Source organism: Cellulophaga sp. F20128, assembly GCF_023015805.1.
In the GTDB taxonomy this organism is placed as follows: domain Bacteria; phylum Bacteroidota; class Bacteroidia; order Flavobacteriales; family Flavobacteriaceae; genus Cellulophaga.
Genome location: NZ_JALKBA010000014.1, coordinates 24938 through 44762 on the forward strand (window position 1 = coordinate 24938; position 19825 = coordinate 44762).

Sequence of the window (19825 nt, forward strand, 5' to 3'; positions counted from 1 at the left end):
ATACCTAAAAACAACAAAATGAATAAGTTAGCCTTATTTATGCTTTTATTTAGTATTACAATAACGGTAAAAGCACAAGAAGAAAAAATAACCCAAAAACTACTAAGCTTTAAGGAAATTAAAGCTTTTGATGGTTTGTCAGTTAATTTAATTAAGTCTGATAAAAACGAAGCTGTAATTACTGGGGCTAATACCCAAAAAGTATCCATTGCAAATAATGATGGTGTTTTAAAATTACGAATGGAATTAGATAAAATTTTCAGTGGTTATCGGACATTTATAGATGTGTATTATACTGAAGTTTTAACCATAATTGATGTAAACGAAGATGCTAGAATAACATCTAAAGAGCTTATAGCGCAAAGTGTACTGGAATTAAAGGCACAAGAAGGGGGAGAATTAATAATTAATGCAAAAGTGTCTCAGCTCTTGGTAAAATCGGTTACTGGCGGTTTAATAACAACTAATGGATCTTCTAAAAATCAAGATGTGAATATAAACACAGGCGGTATTTATAATGGAAAAGATTTTAATACTGAACTAACTACGATTACTGTAAATGCAGGAGGAAATGCAGAAATTAATGCCTCTAAATATGTACAGGCAACAGTAAAAGCTGGAGGTGAAGTATCCGTGTATGGGAACCCGGCAAGAATGGATGAAAAAACTGTTTTTGGAGGAAAAATAACTAGGAAATAGGCAAGGTAAATGTTAGACGATATTCAGGCAGCAATACCATTGGGCTTTTTTTTAAGCTTTATGATTGGTCCTGTTTTTTTTGTGCTGTTAGAAACAAGTGCGGTAAAGGGATTTAGGGCAGCTTTAACCTTTAATTTGGGTGTTTTTTTTGCCGATATATTGTTTTTAATCTTAGCTTATTTTAGTAGTTATCAATTGCTAGAAAATTTAAGTAATTTACCAGGCTTGTATGTTTTTGGCGGTGTAATTCTATTAGTATATGGGATTATTATATTCATTAAAAAACCAAAAAAGGAAAAACTCAAAGATATACGAGTTACCAAAGGAGCCTATTTAAGTTTATTTGTAAAAGGCTTTTTGCTTAATTTTATTAATATAGGAGTTTTGGTTTTTTGGTTGGGGATTATACTGGTAGTAGGGCCAAGTTTGGATAATGATGCAGACCGTATTTTGATCTTTTTTGCCACCATGTTGTCTACTTATTTTATAACAGATATTTTTAAAATATTACTAGCCAAGCAATTAAAAAGACATTTAACACTTCGCCGCATTTATTTGGTAAAAAAAGGGTTGGGAATTATCCTTATTATTTGTGGAATTGTACTTATTACCAAAGGTTTTTTACCAAAGGACAAACTCAATATCCAAGAAGGTATAGAACTCATCAGAGAAAATTAATAGTCCAATTGTTTTAAAAACTATTCTAGGTGAAGTGAATGATTTTATGGCATTGAGTGGTTTGATACTTTATAAAAACTGCTGAACGATAGCGTCATAAATTAAATCTTATATTTTTTTACTATGGGAGGTGTAGTATTTCTTTTGTGGGAATAAAATTATATTGAAGAAGTAGTAAAACAAAAAAACCTCCACTAAAAAGTGAAGGTTATTGGAGGCATCGAGCAGATTCGAACTGCTGTACAAGCTTTTGCAGAGCTCTGCCTAGCCACTCGGCCACGATGCCATTTTTGGACTGCAAACTTACAAAAATAAATTCATAGAAAAATAAGTTTTTAGGAATCTATTTTGTAATTTTTTTGAGGCATCGAGTGGATTCGAACCACTATAATAATCCTTGCGAGATTATGTCTATCCATTTCGACCACAATGCCATTAAATTTATAGGGGGGGTTCAAATGTACGTATATTAATAAGTATATAAAACTTAAGGGATTGCCGTTTATCGAGTTAATTGTAAGGTTATCGAAACCCGATCAACATCGCCTCCAATAGGAGGATTAATTTTAGCAACGCTAACCTCTGCGGAATTGACAATACTAATTTCAGAAAATATTCGATCAATGATTCGTTTTGCAACATGTTCTAGTAATTTAGATCTGGTTGCCATTTCTTCTTGTACAATATGATTGATATGAACATAATCTACAGTGTCTTTTAAAGCATCAGAAATAGCTGCTTTTTTTAGATCGGCAGAAACACTAACATTCACAAGATAATCACTTCCAATTTGTGCTTCTTCATACAAACATCCATGATATGCATAAACCTTAATATTGCCTACTACTATAGTTCCCATTGCGTATTATTTAGAGATACAAAGTTAACCTAAACAATTAATACATACACCTACAATTACTAAGACCTTGAAATAAGTCTACACCAATGGTTATTACATGTGTTCCGGTACTATAATTTAAAATATCGTTTAAAATTATTTGATAAGAATAGCCAAAATAATAGTTGTTTTTCTTTAATCCAGCAAAGGGAGCTACGTATAAGGGCTTACCAATTTGATCATTGAGAAACCTATAATTTGCTCCGGCATAATAATAATCTTCATAATTATACCATCTAAATTTTAAATTTAAATCTGTTTCAGATCTTCCATCACTTTCAAACATTTTATACAGTACGGAAGGTTCAATTTCAAGATCGCTATTTTTACTTTTTTTGTAGCGATATCCAGTGTATAAATAATAGTTTCTCAACCTATTAGGTTCAAATGTTGGATTAAAATTGGCAATATCTTTGTCTAATAAATTGGATGAATTTAAACTGGCATAAAACTTATTTATACGATACATTAGACCTACATCAAAATTGTGATTTGTTGTAGAACGGTCGTCTGTAACTGAAGGATCTACTTCATAATATTCACTGATATCTAAGCGAAACTGATTAAAGTTATACGAGATTCCAAAAGATAGAAATTCGTCTTCATACCGGTCTAAGGTTAAATGGTGGGCAAAAGAGATTCGTGCACCTTGTTGTTTTGTATAGCCGTTTTTATCATTATATAAAAAGATACCCATACCAGATTTGTTGCCAATTCTTGCATCTGCAGCGATAGATTGGGTTCTTGGAGCATCTTTTATTCCTACCCATTGGGCTAATCCATTCATTCTAATTTTTACATGATCCCCAATACCAGCATAGGTGGGTGATAATACAAAGGGGTTATCGGCAAGGTATTGCGATAATTGAGGGGAGTTGAGCTCTTGTGCCCTTACAAGCATTGTGCTTGTAAGTAGTAGTAAGATTAATAATTTGTATCGCATAATTTTAGGTTAAATTCTTTTGCTATTATCTGTATAATGTAAAATGACCAACAAATTCTCTATCATCATTTTCTCCGTTTAATTTTATGGTGTACCAATAATCACCTGATGGTAATTCTTTGCCGTCATAAAAGCCATCCCAACCGCTATCATTGATACCCATTCTATACAATTCTCTACCATATCTGTCATAAATAATGGTTAAGATATTCGGGAAACCTTCCATATTTTTAGGTATCCATGTGTTGTGAATAAGGTCACCATCTGGTGTAAAGAAATTAGGGACTTCAATATCAATAAACTCAATAAATATATCTTGGGTTACTTGACAACCATTTTCATCTTCAACAACAATAGTATAAGTGTTGGTCTCACGTATTCTGAACGTATTCTCTTCCCCATTATTGTTTCCTTGTATATAGAATGTATAGTTTGGGTTACCACCAGTTACAGTTGCCGTTATTTCATTAATATTACTGTTTGTTAACACTAATGTTAATGGATCAAAACCTTCTACCGTAAAGTTGATGGTTTCTGTACAACCATTAGCATGCATAATAAATAAATAGTGATCTCCAGGAGCCATATTAGCAAAGTCTGATGTTAATTGCATTGCACTTGGATCTGTAGTATCCAAGCCATATAGTACATCTGAACCAGTTGTATTATCTTCAAAAACAACTTCTAAATAGTTTGTAGGAGTATCTGTGCTACACTCATAAATTGGGGTTGCGGTAGCCTTTAAGTTAACACCTGGTTCAATTTCTATAACCATATTAGTTTCACAATCATTGGCATCCTTTACTAATATTACATGAGTTCCAGATGACAAGCCAGAGAAATCTACTCGGCCTAGTACATAATCTGCAGGATCGTTAGAATCTAGACTAGTTCTATAGGGAGCTGTACCGCCAGTGATAGTAACTGTGGCCATACCGTCTTCATTACCCGTACAAGTTTCTCCTGTTGTAGTAGCACTTAATTGTATAGGTGTTGGCTCATTAATTGTAAAATTAAAGGTTATAAAACAACCATTTTCATCTTGAGCAATTACATCATAGGTTCCTGGTTCTAAATCTGTAAACACATTTTTAGTGTCGAATTGGTTCAAGTTAGGTGAAATAGCATATTTTATTTCTCCTGTTCCACCAGATACTTCAACCGTAATAGTTCCATCATTTTCACCGGCACAAGTTACATCAGTTGTATCTTGTAAGTCTATAATTAATGGGTCTGGTTCCGTTATCATTATTGCGTTTGAAACTACTTCACATCCACCATCTGAGGTCACTTTAACATAATAGGTGCCAATTGCTAAGTTTCTAAACTCACCGTTTGTTTGCGGTCCTTGCAAAGCTGAAGTACTTGTTGGATTATCTAATAATTCGTATGAATAGTTGCCTAAGCCGCCTTTCCCTTTTGCAAGAATACTGGCAGTAGATTCACCATTACAATTAATAACTGCAGCGCTTTCATCTAAAATTATTTCTAAAGTAGGTACAGCATCTATATTAACTTGGTTACTAATTACATCTCCACAACCAAAAGCATCTCTAACATAATATTGATAAATTCCTGCATTTACGGTAAATCTGTGGGTATCACCCCCAGACATAGCCGTATAGGTTACACCATCCACGCTATATAGATAAGGAGCAGTACCCCCAGTGGCTATTAATTCTATTTCGGCAGGGTCTACACAACTTAACTCTGATAATTGTATTAGAGCCCCAGAAATATCTGTAGGTTCCGTAATAACGGCCTGTATAGTTTCTATATCACAGTTCCAACCGTCAGATACTGTTATGGTGTAAATACCAGCGCCTAAATTGTTGAAAGTATTACTGGTTTGTCCACCACTTGTTGAAGTAATAGTTGTCCCAGTAGCATCATAAACATTAAGCTTATACTGATAGATGCCTTGCCCGCCAACAACATTTATTGCAGATACACTTCCATTGGAATCACCATAACAATCTAAAGTAGTTGTTGGTGGTGTAATATCTGCAGTTATTGGTGTAGCCGCGGCTAAAACTTCAGTATCGTTTAGGATACACCCACTTGTATCTGTAATAGACACTGTATAGTTTCCGGCACTTAAACCTTCAAAAGTAACTGTTAATACATCTGTAGCAGTAAAAACAACAGAAGTGGTTGTATTTGTCAATACAATATCATAAGGAGCATAACCACCACTTGGGTCAACTACTATTTCTCCTCTATCATTATTACAAGTAACGGCTGCAGTTTGATTTACAACAGTAGAAAGCGGCATATCTGGAGAAACAATAGTAATTATATTAGAATCTTCAGTACACTCTGGTGCATTATCTTGTTTTACAGCAACGTAATAACTACCACCCGTTAACCCGCTTATCGTAAAAGTATTTGTAGTAACTGTATTTGTTATGCTTGGACTTAATAAAGTACCATCAGCATTTAAAACGGTATAAGTAAATGGACCTGTTGCATCTGTAACAGTTACTTCTAGGGCTCCATTAGTATCACCAAAACAAGTAACCGGAGTTATTGCTGTGGTCTGTACCTTAATTAAGTCATATGGCGCAATAGTGTATGCATCAGTATCAACATAACAACCCGTAGCTGTATCTGTAACTCTAAACACATATCCACCAACTGCCGTTAAGTTGTAGGTAGCCGTATTGTAAGTTGGTGTAGCTGTTTGGGTACCATTGGTATTGCCAATTGGCAATACCTCATAGGTATATACATTGGTTGCAGCTCCATTGTCTGTTACTGTAATGGTAATTTCTTCTGGACCCACACAAGAGATAGCTGCATCTTGTGTAACTACAGCAGTAAATTTATTAATAGGCGCTATAGTTACTGTTGTAGTTTGTGGACAACTATTACCATCCTTAACAGAAACTGTAATTGTTTGTGCAACTCCTGTATCTATAACATTAAATGTATTGGTAGATTGGAAGTTAACACCATCTATACTATATAAAAATGGACTAGTTCCAGATGGTGTTCCTGGTGTTGTAACACCATCTTCAATAGTAACTGTAATAGTCGCTGTATTTACGGTATTATTAGGAGCACAAGCAAATTCTGTTGCTACAGCACTAATTACTAAGGCTGTTGGTTGTGTAACCTCAATAGTTTCTCTTATAGAACATCCTTTGGCCGAAACGACTTCTATTTGATATACTGCCGCAGCTAATCCTGTAAATGTTGGACTTGTTTGATTTACTCCTATTTGAGTAGTTCCAATTGCATCGTATAAATTATACGTATATATAGGATCAACATTAGTTGCAGGATCTAAGTTGGCAGTAATGGTACCATCAGTCAAACCAAAACAACTCACATTGTCTACGGTTGAAGCTAATAGAATAGGATCTACTTTGTCTACCAAAGCTTGTGTAACCGGTTTTTCACAAATTGGTGTATTTGTATCTAAATCACGAATTACGAAACTATAAGTACCTATTTGTGTTAAGCCGGTGAAAATGGCATTATTAGTTTGTGTTTGTATTGTTGTTAAATCTGGGAATGTTACTTCATATTCTAAGTTAGTAGAGCCACCAGTAACGTTTACAGTTATTTGTCCGCCTGGATCTACTGTACAATCTATTGGTTTAACAACAGTGGTAGATACGTTTATTTCTTCATACAATAGCGTTGCGGCAGTTGTATAATCACAACTCCACTGATCGTTAATTAATACGGTATACGAACCAGCACCTAACCCAGAGAATATTCTTGTAGGTTGTGGTGAACCAACTGCAATACCATTTTTAATTAATTGGTAGGTATAGTTGCTTCCTTGCCCGCCAATAGTGCCTATAACTTCAATCTCACCTTCTAAGTTGGTACAATTTTCTTGGTTTACCTGTATGGTTGCACTTATATCCGTTGGTTCTACTAAATTAACATTAGGTAATTGTACTATACAACCATTTTTATCTGCCACCCAAACTTGGTAATCTGTACCAGCAGGAGCTGCAGCACCCGATAAACCTAGAAATTTAGGATTAGATACATAATCTGTTGGGAAAACGGGAGCAGGGTTACCTGCAACATCTACATAGTAAACATAGTCTCCCCAACCACCGGCAGGGTTTATAACTTCAATAATACCATCATTTCCTAAACAAGTTACGGCTGTTACTTCTGTAGCTGCTGTTATTGCAGCACTTGGCCCAGCAATAGTAAAGGCTTCAGTATAGGTACATTTAGGATCTGGAGTTTGTTTTACTTCTATATAATAGCTACCAGCTACTAAATTATTAATTACAAAGTTACCGTTTGGAGAACTACCAGGAGTCTGTACATCATCACCAGTATTTGCCGGAGTATTGTTTGTATCATGGTAAAGTATGTATTCTATTGGATTTGGGTAGGTTACATTTGCCGCATCATGTAAATCAAATTCTACGCTACCATCATTTCCTCCAAAACAAATTACATTACTTACAATTGTGGCATCTAATTCTAATACATCTGGACTTGTTATGGTTGCTGATGTAGAAATGATACAATCCGTATCAGAATGTCTCACCAAGAAATTGTGTGTACCAACTTCTAAACCAGTAAATATTTCTGGGTTCGTATGAGAAATTGTGGTTTGCCATGATAATCCATTGTCTATACTATACTCAAACTTACTAACATCATTGGTTGATGAGGTTACGGCAATTGTTATTTCCCCATCTGAACCTGGGTCACAAGTAATATCAGCTGTAACTGAAGCAGTAGCTGTTAATAACTCATCGTAAGGAGCTATATCTCTGTCTATAGATCCAACACAACCGTTATTGTCATATACATTAATGGTATACGAACCACCAGCAGTATTTGTTTCTATATAAACGTTATTAGAACCAGATTGTACAATGACATCATCACCGGTTGCAACAGTGTTATTATCATTTATAAATTCGTAAATAACATATGTAGTGCTACCACCTGTAATATTAGCAGCAGTATTATCTACTGTAATACTAGCATAATTATTGGTGTTACCAGCTGTACAACCAAATTCTGTAACAACGGCATCTGCAATTACAATGGGATCTACATCTGCAATTACAATATTTGGAATTGTTGCAGGACAACCATTGGTTCCTGTAGCTGTTACCGTATATGTATTAGGAGGTAAATTTGAGAATGTGCTTGTTGTAGCATCAAAAGTACCAACAGAAGGAGTTATTGTATAAGTTAATGGGTTAATACCATTATCTGTTTGGTATAAAGTTATAGTACCATCAGCTGCAGTATTACACGTAATATCTGTTAAGGTATGTGTAAAAATTGGAGTTACGGCAGCCGGAACCTCTATTGTAAATACTCTGTTACATACGGCACTATTTGGAGTATCCATATCGTAAACAGTTATTGTATAAACTCCTGCTGTTGTAGCTGGATAATCGAAAGGGCTGGTTAACGTTGTTGAAGCAACAGTAGCAGCACCAGAAATGGAATACTCATAGTTACCTGAACCTGTTAGTGCTTCAATAGTAATTACTGCATCAGGAGCTGCTGTACAATCTAATAGTTTAGTAAGTTCTGCTTTTGCAGATAAAACTGGGTTTACAACAAATGTAGTTAGTATATCTGTACATCCATTACCGTCTATTATATGAACATCATAAGAACCAGGGGAAACATTATTAAACAAACCTCCATTCGTCAAATAGTATGTGGGTACAGGATTTCCTGCAGGAACTAGGGCATAACGTATGTTTCCAGCCAAAGATGATGCTGCAACTGTTACGCTTATTGGGGCACTACAATTATCTTGAGTAACATTATCAATAGTTGGGTTAGCTGTTAATGTTAATGGAACTGAATTTAATGCTACTGTGTTAGAACAACCATATTGGTCAATTATCGTTACAGTATAATTACCAGCTGGAGAATTAACAGGTATTTGAATTGGATTGCTTGTTAAGCCTGTTAAAGCCGTAAATCCGACAGGACCAGTAACATCAAAAGTGTAAGGGGCTCCACCACCACCAGTTATTCCGGTAATAGAAATTAAACCTGGTAAATTACAAGAGATATCTCTCGTAGCAACTGCTGTAGCTTCTAATTCTTTTAGTTGGTCAACCAAAGCATTTTCACTACCACCTCTACAAGAATCAGTAGAATTATCAGATTGAACTATCTCAATATAATATTCTCCTTGCGCAAGTCCAGTAAAAGAAATTTCATTATCATATAGAACATTTTGTGCAGGAGCTGGGGCCAAAGCACCACTTACTGCCATTGGAATTGGGTTGCCTAATTCATAGAATTCCCATCTCATATGAGAGTTTGGTGTAATGGGGTTTAATGTATATGTAATAGTACCCGTTGTACCACCAAAACAACTAGGTGTAATTTCACTAGTAATGTCTATTGGTAAAGGCGCTACTAAATCATTTACATTTTCAAGACTTTGGCGCACACAACCTGTTGCATCTTTTACATAAAAAACATAAGTTCTACCTGGAGTTAATCCTAACCATGTATAGTTTCCATGACCCGCGGGTACGGTTGCAGGTACATTATTTATAGTTCCTCCCGGAACCCATGTTGCAGTTAAAGGATTGAAGGTTGCAGGATCTTCAGCATAAGCATATTCGTATGGAGCTACACCTGCTGTTCCTTGAACAGTAACTTCTAAGTCAGTACAATCTACTACAATTGCGCTAATACTAATATCTAAATTATCTAAAGGATAAGGGATAATATATCTTGGAAAATCTGTTTGACAAATAGTACCACTAGCTAATGTAACTCTAATTGATGGGTATACTTCTGTTCCAGATGGAATTCCTCTTTGTTCTATACCATTAGTATTCCAGGTAGTACCATTATCATAACTATATTCAATTAGCGTAGCTGCTGGGGTAGTAAGGTTAGCAAATTCAAAACCATAATCTGTTGGTACAGAACTGGCACAATCATTAGGTAAAATAGGCTCAATATCAGCAGTAATTTCTACGGCATTATTTATTGTTGTTGTAATTGAAGTAACAGAACATCCATCAGCATCCGTAATTGTTATTTCATAATCTCCAACTCCAACTCCAGCAAATTCGTTTGTTGTAACGCCAATGTTTGTATAGGTTACCCCATAGTCAATACCATCGGCAGCAGTTAAATCTGTTAAGGTATAGGTATATGGTGCATTTCCACCAGCAACAGTTGCAACAATAGAACCTAGTCCATCATAACATTCTGGATCATTTGCTGTTCCAGTTACTGTTAATGGTGCAGCAGTATTTACTATGATATCTTCTTCTGAATACGAACATAAATAGCTTATGCCATTATTATCTTGCACGTAGACATCGTAACCAGCAGGGTTTGCAGTGGCCATTGCGTTTGTAACTACTAAATTATTGGTTGTTGTAAATAATCCTGTTGGGTCACCGTTTGCAGGAACAATAGCATATACTAAAGTACCATTACCTCCTGTTGCATTTACGGTTATACTACCATCTGCACAAGAACTTACGTGTACTGTTTCAACACTAACAACCAATTGTGGACTTAAAATAACAGTCTGTTGTGCTGCTGTACAACCAAAGCCATCTTTAACATCAATGGTATAAGATGCGTTTGCCAGACCTGTAAAAGTATGGCTAGTAGCGGTATTGTTTGGGTTCACCCATGGTCCGCCATTGATACTTAACTGAAAGTTTCCATTGCCAGGAATAGAAGTGATATCTACCTGTATTGTACCGTCATTTGCACCAGAGTAACATGCAGTTGGGGTTGTTGTAAATGTTGGTACTTCAGGAGCAGTAACAGTAATTGCAGGAGTCACAACATTTGTACATGAATTGCTGTCTTGTACTCTTACTATATAGTTTTCTCCCGATGCATTAGCTGGTACATCTGTAAATATTGCAGAAGGTTGATATCCTACAACTACTGCACCTCCATCAATTTCTAATTGATAGCTATACGTTGGTGTACCACCACTTGCAACAGCAGTAATTGTTGCACCAGTATTGTTACAAGTAAAGTCATCTGTTATGGATGCCGTTGCTGTAACTTCTGTAGGCTGTGTTAACTCTTGTGTCAATGTTATACTACATCCATTATCATCCACATCCCTAACCTCAATAGTATAGGTTTGTGCCGATAAACCAGTAACTGTTTGGGATGTTGTAAAAGCGGCCGAAAAAGCACCACCGTTTATAGAGTATTCAAATCCGCCAGCACCAAAATTACTTGCATTAATCACAAATTCTCCATCAGTACTTCCAAAACAAGAATTGTTTTTTGGGTTAGTAACAGTTGCACCAAAAGCTTTCCCGGCTTCAATTACTACATCAAAAGTAGCAGTTGTAGCACAAACTTCTGGCACTTGAAATGCTTGTATATCATCTATAGCAATATCATTTCCTCCAGTTACCGCAGAATTTGTACGAATAACAATATCTAAATTAGTGTTTGCACCAGGGTTAAGTGTTACACTATAATTATGCCAATCATCAGCATTATTATTTTTAGGAATGTTACCTGTTGCAGTACTGGCAATTACTGTACCACCACCATCAACTAATTGTATTTCTATGGTAGGATCGCCACCACTAGTACCTGATCTTAATAAATTATAGGCCCAAGTAGATATAGTAATATCTCTGTTTGGGATAACTTCTATTGCTCTTTTAGCATAGATAATACCTCCAACACCAGCTACACCACCAACGTTAATTGCTAGGAATCTTCCGTTAGGGTTTCCGGTATGGTCATTAGGATTTCTCCAAGAACCAAAAGGCGAAGCAATTGCTTGTGTTACCGAATATTCACCATCATTAATAGCTGTATTTACAGAATTACAAATAGCAATCGTACCATTTTGTGGTTCATAACAATAGGCAGGATCTATTTGTGAAATACTTGTATTTGCTCCCGAACCAAAGTTTTCGGATAATAAATTACTTGGTGCTGGTGCAATATTTGATATGTAATCTATAGTAATTGCATGATTTCCAGCGGAAACATCGCTAAATAGATTATTTGTATTCGGCGTATTTTCGGTGCCGTCTATAGAATAAATATAATCAAAATCAGTACTACTTGACGTTATTGTGATTTCACCAAGTCCATCACAATCATAAGAAATACTAGGTGTAAATGTAGGAGCAGCTGGTGCAGGATCTACAGTTACAATCATTTGAAACGTACATAAATTAGCATCTCTAATAAATAAAGTATGTGTACCAGGTAATAAATAGTTTATCGGATTTGTACTGTAAGAAGTACCACCATTAAAACTATATTCATAACTAGGTGTACCTCCTTGAGCATTGGTAATTCTAACCTCAGCTCCGGTAATTGGGTTACATTCGTATAAGGCAGTAACTGCCGCAGAAGCCGACAAAGTAAACGGTTCTGTTATAGTGTGTGTATCTGTAACTTCACAGTTATTGGCATCTCTTACCCTAATACTGTAACTGCCAGCAGCTAAATTAGGGAAGGTGTTGGTAGTTTGATAATTGGTACCACCATTAATACTATACCTGTAAGGAGCTTCACCTCCAGTAGTTGTAATTGTTAAGGTAGATTGCGCCTCACCACTACAAAGTATGTTGGTACTTGCGGTAGAAACGGTTAAAGCAGCATCTTTTTCAATAGTTAAGTCGATTTTAGCTTCACAGAAAGTTCCTGTTCCGTTAGCATCACGTACATAAACATCATAATCTCCTGCACCTGTTGTAACTGTTCTTGGATTGGTTGTTGTAAAGTTTCCTGCAGTTGGTGTAACTCCATTTGCTACAATGGCATACACATAGTTAGTACCATCGCCGCCAGCAGCAGTAATGGTAACATTTGTATCTGTAGCACAAGCAGTTATATTATCTGCAGCAGCCGTTACCGTTAATTCTGGGTTTACGGTTATTGTTGCAGTTGCTGTACAATTTTTACCATCAATAACATCTATGGTGTATGTTCCTGGGTTTAATCCCGAAAATATAGCGCTAGTACCATAAGCACCACCATTTAATCTGTATTGATAATTGCCATCTCCACCTGCAGTTACACTAGCTGTAAGTTCTAGTCCGGCACCTACTGTAAAACAAGTAGTATTAGGTGTTATTGCTAAGGTAGGAGCAACTGAGGCATCTAAAATAAAACTAGCCGTTGCAATACAACCGTTAGCATCTTCTACAGCAACCGTATAAGTTCCTGCTTGGTTTAAGTTGTTAAAAGTACCAGTACCGTTTGTAAATGTAGTTGATGCATCTGGGTAAGTAATTGTAAAATCATTACTACCCCAACCGCCATTGGCTGTTAGAATTACCCTACCATCTGCTGTACATGTAGGTTGTGTTTCATTGGCAGATAGGGTTAAGGCAGCTGTTGGTGATGCAATAACAACATCGGCAGTGGCTGTACAATTCGTTGCTGTATCTGTTACTGTAATTGTATAGGTTCCATTATCTAAATTTGTTAATGGAATACTCGTAGAATTCACTGCTGTACCAGCAGGAACTGTAGTAGGACCCGTAATTGTATAGTTATAGGTACTATTAAATCCAGATACTGTAAAAGTTGCTTCACCATCTGTATCATCAAAGCAAGTGATATTACTTACCAAACTCCCAGATACATTAATTGGATCTACAGGACGTATAGTAAAGCTTTCTTCAAACGTACAACCTTTAGCATCTGTTACCATAAAGGTATAGGTATCTGGTACTAAATCAGCAAATGAGCCTGTATTACCCGTTATAGTGGTTGCAGTTATTGCCGTAGGAGCAATAATCGTAAAGTTAAAAGGTGCCGTTCCATTTGCAACGGTTACGGTTACGTCTGATGTTTGCGTTGGACAATTAGGAGCTGTAGCTGTAAAGTTTAAATCTGTTGGCTCGTTTAATGGAGCTATTGTTATTTCATTGGTGACAAACGTACACAAGTTCGCATCTCTAATGGTAATGCTGTAGGTTCCGTTGGTTAGGTTCGCAAAAGTTTCTGCACCTGCAGCGGGACCAACAAAATTTACACCGTCAATACTATAGCTATATGGGGCTTCACCGCCAATTACATTTTGTGCTTCTATGGTTGCCTCTTGCAGGCAAGTATAATCTTGGGTTAAAACAGCAGTACCACCTATACCACTTGTAGGGCCACCAATTGTAAAGGTTTCATCAAAATCACAAACGGCAGTACCATTTGTTTGCGTAATAGTTAAGGTATAATTTCCTTGTGCTAAGTTTGTAAAATTACCAGAACCATTAACTGTATTAGAGCCATCTGGGTTTAGTAAATCATAAGTCATTGTATACCCATTACTAGCCGTAATATCTACAACATAACTACCATCATTAGCTCCAAAACAAGACTCATCTATTCCTGTTGTTGTATAGGTTATTGAAGGTGCAATGGTTATTGTTTCTTCATTCGTAATAGCATAACAATTATTACTATCAACAACAATGAATTCATAAGTTCCTTGTTCAGTTGCATCAAATGTAAAATCACTAGTAGCTTGAAACTCACTAGGAGGAATATCATTTAATGAAAATGGTGTTGGGTATAAGTCTGTGCCATCTTTACTCCAAATAGCATAAGAATATCCAGGGTTCGCAAAACCTCCCGTACCTGTAACTGTTATTGTACCATCAGTACAGTCTATTGCTTTGGTTGTTAAAGCAGTAGCTGCAAGATCGGAAACGTCATTAATTGTTATTTCTTCTGTATAAGTACAGCCATCATCAGTACTTACCGTTACATCATAAACACCATCGTTTAAGTTTTCAAAGGTATAATCGTTATCATCGGTAGGACCATAGGTATCTACGGTTGTTCCGCCTTGAGAAATCTCAAAATAGTATTGTGGCTCTACATCTTCAGCAGATATACGAATTTCGCCCAAACCACTACAATCTGTATCTTTTGTTGTAATATTTACTTCATAATCTCTAGTTCTTACGCCTAAATCTTCCAATCTAAATAGACATCCGTCTACAACACCTTGTTGTCTAATTTCAACGGTATATGCTCCATTATTTGCTATAGAAAAGTTAGGGCCATTATTAGCACTAAAAGGTACGATTACAGCATCTGTTGCAGCGTTTAATAGTTGAAACTCATAGTTGGCAGGAATATTTGTAACTGATATATTACCAGGGGTTGCACAAATAATATCGCTAATTGTAGCCATAGGATCTAATGGGTTTTTAAACACATTAAAATAAAAGCGACTAAAACAACCGTTTTGGTAGTTAACAATTACGCGGTACTGTCCGGGATCTGAAGCTAAAAGTGTACTTCCAGATTCTATTCTAGTCCATGTACAGGTACCATTTTTATTTGCACAATCTTCAACCGAAGCACCACAACTAGCTTCGTCTAATTTTTCCCAGTGTATGCTAGTTGCATCTGGAATGTTAATTGTTACGGGTTCAACATCGTTTAAACCACATAAGAAAATTTTTGGTAAGGGATCGCCATCTATAGGACAAATGGTTATTTCACCTTCAACGGTATTTGAAGGGTCACTTATTAGGGTTGCGATTGGGTTTGTTTGTGTTTGTCCAAAACGTTCTACCGTAATAATTTCTTGAAAACCTTTACATGGATCTGCAACTATTTTGTCTACTATATAAGTACCAATATCATCTACTAAAAGGGTACTTAAATCATTGTCAGAATTCCCATCATTTAAAACGGTATCTGCACCATCTATTACTCCATTGTTATTTTCATCCTTATACCAGATATAATCATCAAAATTATCACCAGCATCTAAAAGGACTTCATCACCACAGAGTTGTACGGTTCTATTATAGTCACAGTCTTCCAAATCATCCAACAAGAAGTTAGTTGCCCCTGGAGTTGTAAATCCGCAATTATCAAAATCGGTTACACTTGGGTCATCTGTTATTATGTTGTCGTTTAATACTCCTTGGTAGGTAGAATACGCAAGGTTTTGAATTAAATCGGAACATGCGTTTATAAAATCGAAACAATTTTCTGCAACTTTTACCCGCATACGAATGCTATAGGTAGACCCACCTTCTAGTACATAATTATTTGGAATAGAAAAAAGTACAGTTCTGGTACTTGGATCATAGGTATAGCTTACACCTGAAGGGTACGTAATATGGGCTTCATCTAGGGTTACATTTAGAGGTAGAATATCTTTAATCGTATAATTATCAGCATCGTCATTCCCTACATTTTGAAAGGATAATACATATTCTAAGGTTTGTCCTAAATTTACGCCTAGGCCAGTTATGTCATTTCCTCCAATATCCTCTACCCTTTTAGATAAGTTTATGGTTGGTTCTATGATCTCTACGTCAAAAGAGGTAAAGAAAATATCGTATTTATCTCCCGTGGAAGTAGCTCTTAAGGTAGCCCCAGTTTCATCGTTGGGTATAACTGACCTTGCGGGGTTAGGAATTGTAAAAAGATCGGCATCCCATCCTAAGGTATTTATACTGTTCGGGTTTCGGGTATTTATAACCGTGTTTTCAATGGTTATATTACTATTAAAAAAGTTATTGGTTGGGTTAACTGTGTTGCCCAAAGGAGTATAGGTGGCGTTACTATTTGCTCTAATGGATAGACCATCTCCCGTAATTCTATTATCACCCTCTAAGGTACTAACACCCAATCTAGCGTTCACTGGAAAAGGGTTGGGTAAGGTTGTAAATCCAGAAACTGGAATATCAACAGATTCTCCAGAGGCTATACCGGCATAACCATCAAAAGTTGTAATGTATTTTCCAGGATAGGTTGGGTTTTCATAAACAACAACCATAGTCCATCCACCAGAAACCCCGCCAGAAGGACTCTCACCAACACTTGCTCTTATATTGGCAACTGTATATTCCCCATTAGGATCTGCTAAACCTGTAATTATAGAAGTGATATCCTTATAACAAGCATACGGACTATAGTAATCAAAATCGGTATCTCCGTAGCCATCAAAAAGGACTTCATCTGCTGAAATATCCAAATATGATCCTCCTGGAATCTTAAATTTAATATCACCAATATTACTTCTATCAGTCTCATTGGAGTATACTGCCGACCAATATAATCCTGCATACCGAACTAAGGAACAGCTGGCATCAGGCACCGTTAATTCGGAACTACTAGAACTAAAAGTTGTATCGTCACTGTCAATATCAATGTATTGCATGTCCCAGCTATCATTACTGGTGGAACTATTTCCGGTTTGATTATACGAATCATTTGCATCCTTTGGAATGGAAACCCATGTATAACCAGACCACCAAGAACCAGTCCAATACCCTTCATCACCTTCTCGGTTAACAATGTTGTTTGCTATAATAGTTAAATCACCACGCAAACTATTGTTATAACGCGGCTCAAAATCGTTTTTTACTTGACCATAGGTATTTACGGTTGCAAAAAGGGTGAGGATAAATAATAAAAATCGTTTTAAAAAATTCATTTTATCTAATGGTTTAGGGACTGTTTTTATGAATTTCAATTGGGGCTATTGAAAATGAAATGGTTTGTTGAAAATCTTGAGCTTATGCTAATGCTATACAGGTAAGAAGTATGGCAAAAAAGAGGATTATTTTTGAAAATATTGGTTTCATCTGTCTTAGGTTATATGGTTGTTTGATACTCTCATGATCCACATTTTATCTTGGTATGAGCTGTTTATTTTTGAATAATAGGAGGATAAAGCATTGTTCCATGAACCGTGCTTTTTAAGATATACATACCTGTAGTTATTTTCTGGGTTAATAAAATAACTGGCATTAAGCCCTTGGCTATTCAGTAACTTTACAAACTTTTTAGCATTATTTTCATTGGCAAACACATTTGCAATAATGTAAAAACCTGACGCTACAGCCTTAAATTTGATTGTTTTTGTTTTGGGTAAACGAGACACCACATTGTCCTTAGCAACAACATTGTTGGTTTTGTTGCTTTTTGGAAATTTGGGTGCTGGTGTATCCGTAGAGGCATATCTCTTGTCTGAATAATTGCTATTATCCACATTCATAATCCACATCATACCTTTGTAGGTATCGTTCATGTTAGAATTATGAGCAGCAACTGCTTCTTCCCAAGTATTATACTTTTCCAAGTAAACATATTTTAAACCATTGTTTGGGTTTTCTACATAGTCTGCTTTTATCCCTTTTTTATCTAATTCTGCAATAAACTTGTTTAAGTAGCCCTTGCCTTTATATACATTGGCAACCACATAATATCCTTGAGCAACACCAGCTAAGTTTTTAAATTTTCTACTTTTTACTTTGGTTAGGTTACTCGGTTTTGATGTAGCTTGAGTGGCATTGTTGGCTGTGGCGTCTTTAACTGTAATCGGTTTTTTAACAACAGCAGTTTGACTACTTTGCTTTTGAAAGGTATCTTCTATACCAATTGGTTTTTTATTAGAGGTATCTACCAATGCTGTATTGTTATTGATAAAATACATTTTCTTAGCCTTTTTTTCTAAGTCGGGACGCTTCCCTTTGGTTTCACTACGAACCATACGCATAACCATTTCAAATCTTTTTTCTAAATCTTTTTGTCTGTTTACTTCTAATGAATCTTGTCTATACATTAGTTCTGCTAATATTGCATCATTTTCAGCTAATTTTCTTTTTAGCTCTTCAATCTTTTCGGCGGACACAACCTCATCGTTTTCTAATAACTTGTCTTGTTCTTCCACCAAATCATCAGTGTCTTCTAACATTACTCTGTCTTCAGTTAAATTAGGAGTGAAAGCGTAGGCCAACGATATTTCATGAGTTAGACCAAAATTATCAAAATTTCCAGCAACACTTTTTTCCATAGTATACCCTAGAGACAAACGTTTGTTGAGGTTAAAACCAAGTCCGGCTGCAGCACCGTAATGATCGTCATATCCTGCTTGCAACCATCCCAATTTTGGTAAATCTAGAATAAGACTACCGCCAAGGACAATTTTATCTTCCCCAGCTTTACGAACTCTGGCCAATGGCATTAACCTACCTTCTTCTAGGATGCCAGCAGTAGTTTTAAACTGATGGGTATATTGCAAGTGTCCTGAAAATGTTTTCTCAGCAAATTCAGATACAGATTCACTAGTTTTAAGGTTGTAGTCAAATAAGTTTTCTGCGTATAAACCAACATCAAACTTACCATAAGAAAGGTTTACTCCAGGTTGAAATTGTAATAGATTATCTTTTTGACCATTTAAAAATGGATCATCAGGGTCTGCAGCGTTTATTCTGTTCTGATCTAAACCACTTGCGTAATACGATAGGTTTGCACCAAAAGTAAAGTTGCTTTTATCGCTTAACTTCACACCATAGGCGTAATTGGCTAAAACCCCATAATTGGTTAATGTACCAGCGGTTTGTTGGTAAACACTAATACCCAAACCAGTACGGTCATTTACACGACCACTATAGCTTAAAAAGTAATTTTGATTGTTATCAGAAAATGCTACAGATTGATTTCTATGTAATAAGTTCACATAGGACTTGTCTTCCCGTACTGTAGAAAAAGTAGGGTTTATTAAAAACCTATTGTATTTTAATAAGTTTTGAGATGGTACATCATAAGAAAGATAAGGGTTTTCTTCCTGTGCGCTAACATTGGTCAGCACCATCGTTACTAATAAAAGAAAGTATATGTATTTAAACTTAAACATT

6 protein-coding genes and 2 tRNA genes are annotated in these 19825 nt (G+C 36.0%); 2 read left to right on the top strand and 6 right to left on the bottom strand.

Annotated features, from left to right (window positions below; genetic code table 11):
• Nucleotides 1-18 precede the first annotated feature (18 nt).
• Nucleotides 19-699: a head GIN domain-containing protein gene (locus MWU65_RS12970; RefSeq protein WP_247078522.1), complete on the top strand. Its 681-nt coding sequence runs from the start codon at nt 19-21 to the stop codon at nt 697-699.
• Nucleotides 700-708: 9 nt separating this feature from the next.
• A complete protein-coding gene (locus tag MWU65_RS12975) occupies nt 709-1377 on the top strand; it encodes a LysE family transporter (protein WP_247078523.1) in 669 nt (222 codons plus the stop codon).
• Nucleotides 1378-1589: 212 nt separating this feature from the next.
• On the opposite strand, the gene MWU65_RS12980 is transcribed toward MWU65_RS12975, so the two are convergent.
• The 6 genes from MWU65_RS12980 to MWU65_RS13005 all read right to left on the bottom strand — a co-directional run bounded on the left by MWU65_RS12980 (nt 1590) and on the right by MWU65_RS13005 (nt 19824).
• Nucleotides 1590-1663: transfer RNA gene (locus tag MWU65_RS12980), tRNA-Cys, on the bottom strand.
• 76 nt (nt 1664-1739) lie between these two features.
• Nucleotides 1740-1811 (bottom strand) — tRNA-Ala (locus tag MWU65_RS12985).
• 68 nt (nt 1812-1879) lie between these two features.
• Nucleotides 1880-2236, bottom strand: coding sequence for a dihydroneopterin aldolase (gene folB, locus MWU65_RS12990; protein WP_247078525.1), 357 nt, complete (start codon nt 2234-2236; stop codon nt 1880-1882).
• Between the two features lie 37 nt (nt 2237-2273).
• Nucleotides 2274-3218: a type IX secretion system membrane protein PorP/SprF gene (locus MWU65_RS12995; protein ID WP_247078527.1), complete on the bottom strand. Its 945-nt coding sequence runs from the start codon at nt 3216-3218 to the stop codon at nt 2274-2276.
• Between the two features lie 25 nt (nt 3219-3243).
• A complete protein-coding gene (locus MWU65_RS13000; protein WP_247078529.1) occupies nt 3244-17619 on the bottom strand; it encodes a T9SS type B sorting domain-containing protein in 14376 nt (4791 codons plus the stop codon).
• A 156-nt stretch (nt 17620-17775) separates the two neighbouring features.
• On the bottom strand, nt 17776-19824 hold the full coding sequence (locus tag MWU65_RS13005) for a PorP/SprF family type IX secretion system membrane protein (protein ID WP_247078531.1): 2049 nt from the start codon (nt 19822-19824) through the stop codon (nt 17776-17778).
• Nucleotide 19825 lies beyond the last annotated feature (1 nt).

What these genes read in the sequence shown, in the direction of transcription:
- MWU65_RS13005 (WP_247078531.1), bottom strand. Translation starts at nt 19,824, where the DNA reads ATGTTTAAGTTTAAATACATATACTTTCTTTTATTAGTAACGATGGTG.
- folB (WP_247078525.1), bottom strand. Translation starts at nt 2,236, where the DNA reads ATGGGAACTATAGTAGTAGGCAATATTAAGGTTTATGCATATCATGGA.
- MWU65_RS12975 (WP_247078523.1), top strand. Translation starts at nt 709, where the DNA reads ATGTTAGACGATATTCAGGCAGCAATACCATTGGGCTTTTTTTTAAGC.
- MWU65_RS12970 (WP_247078522.1), top strand. Translation starts at nt 19, where the DNA reads ATGAATAAGTTAGCCTTATTTATGCTTTTATTTAGTATTACAATAACG.
- MWU65_RS13000 (WP_247078529.1), bottom strand. Translation starts at nt 17,619, where the DNA reads ATGAATTTTTTAAAACGATTTTTATTATTTATCCTCACCCTTTTTGCA.
- MWU65_RS12995 (WP_247078527.1), bottom strand. Translation starts at nt 3,218, where the DNA reads ATGCGATACAAATTATTAATCTTACTACTACTTACAAGCACAATGCTT.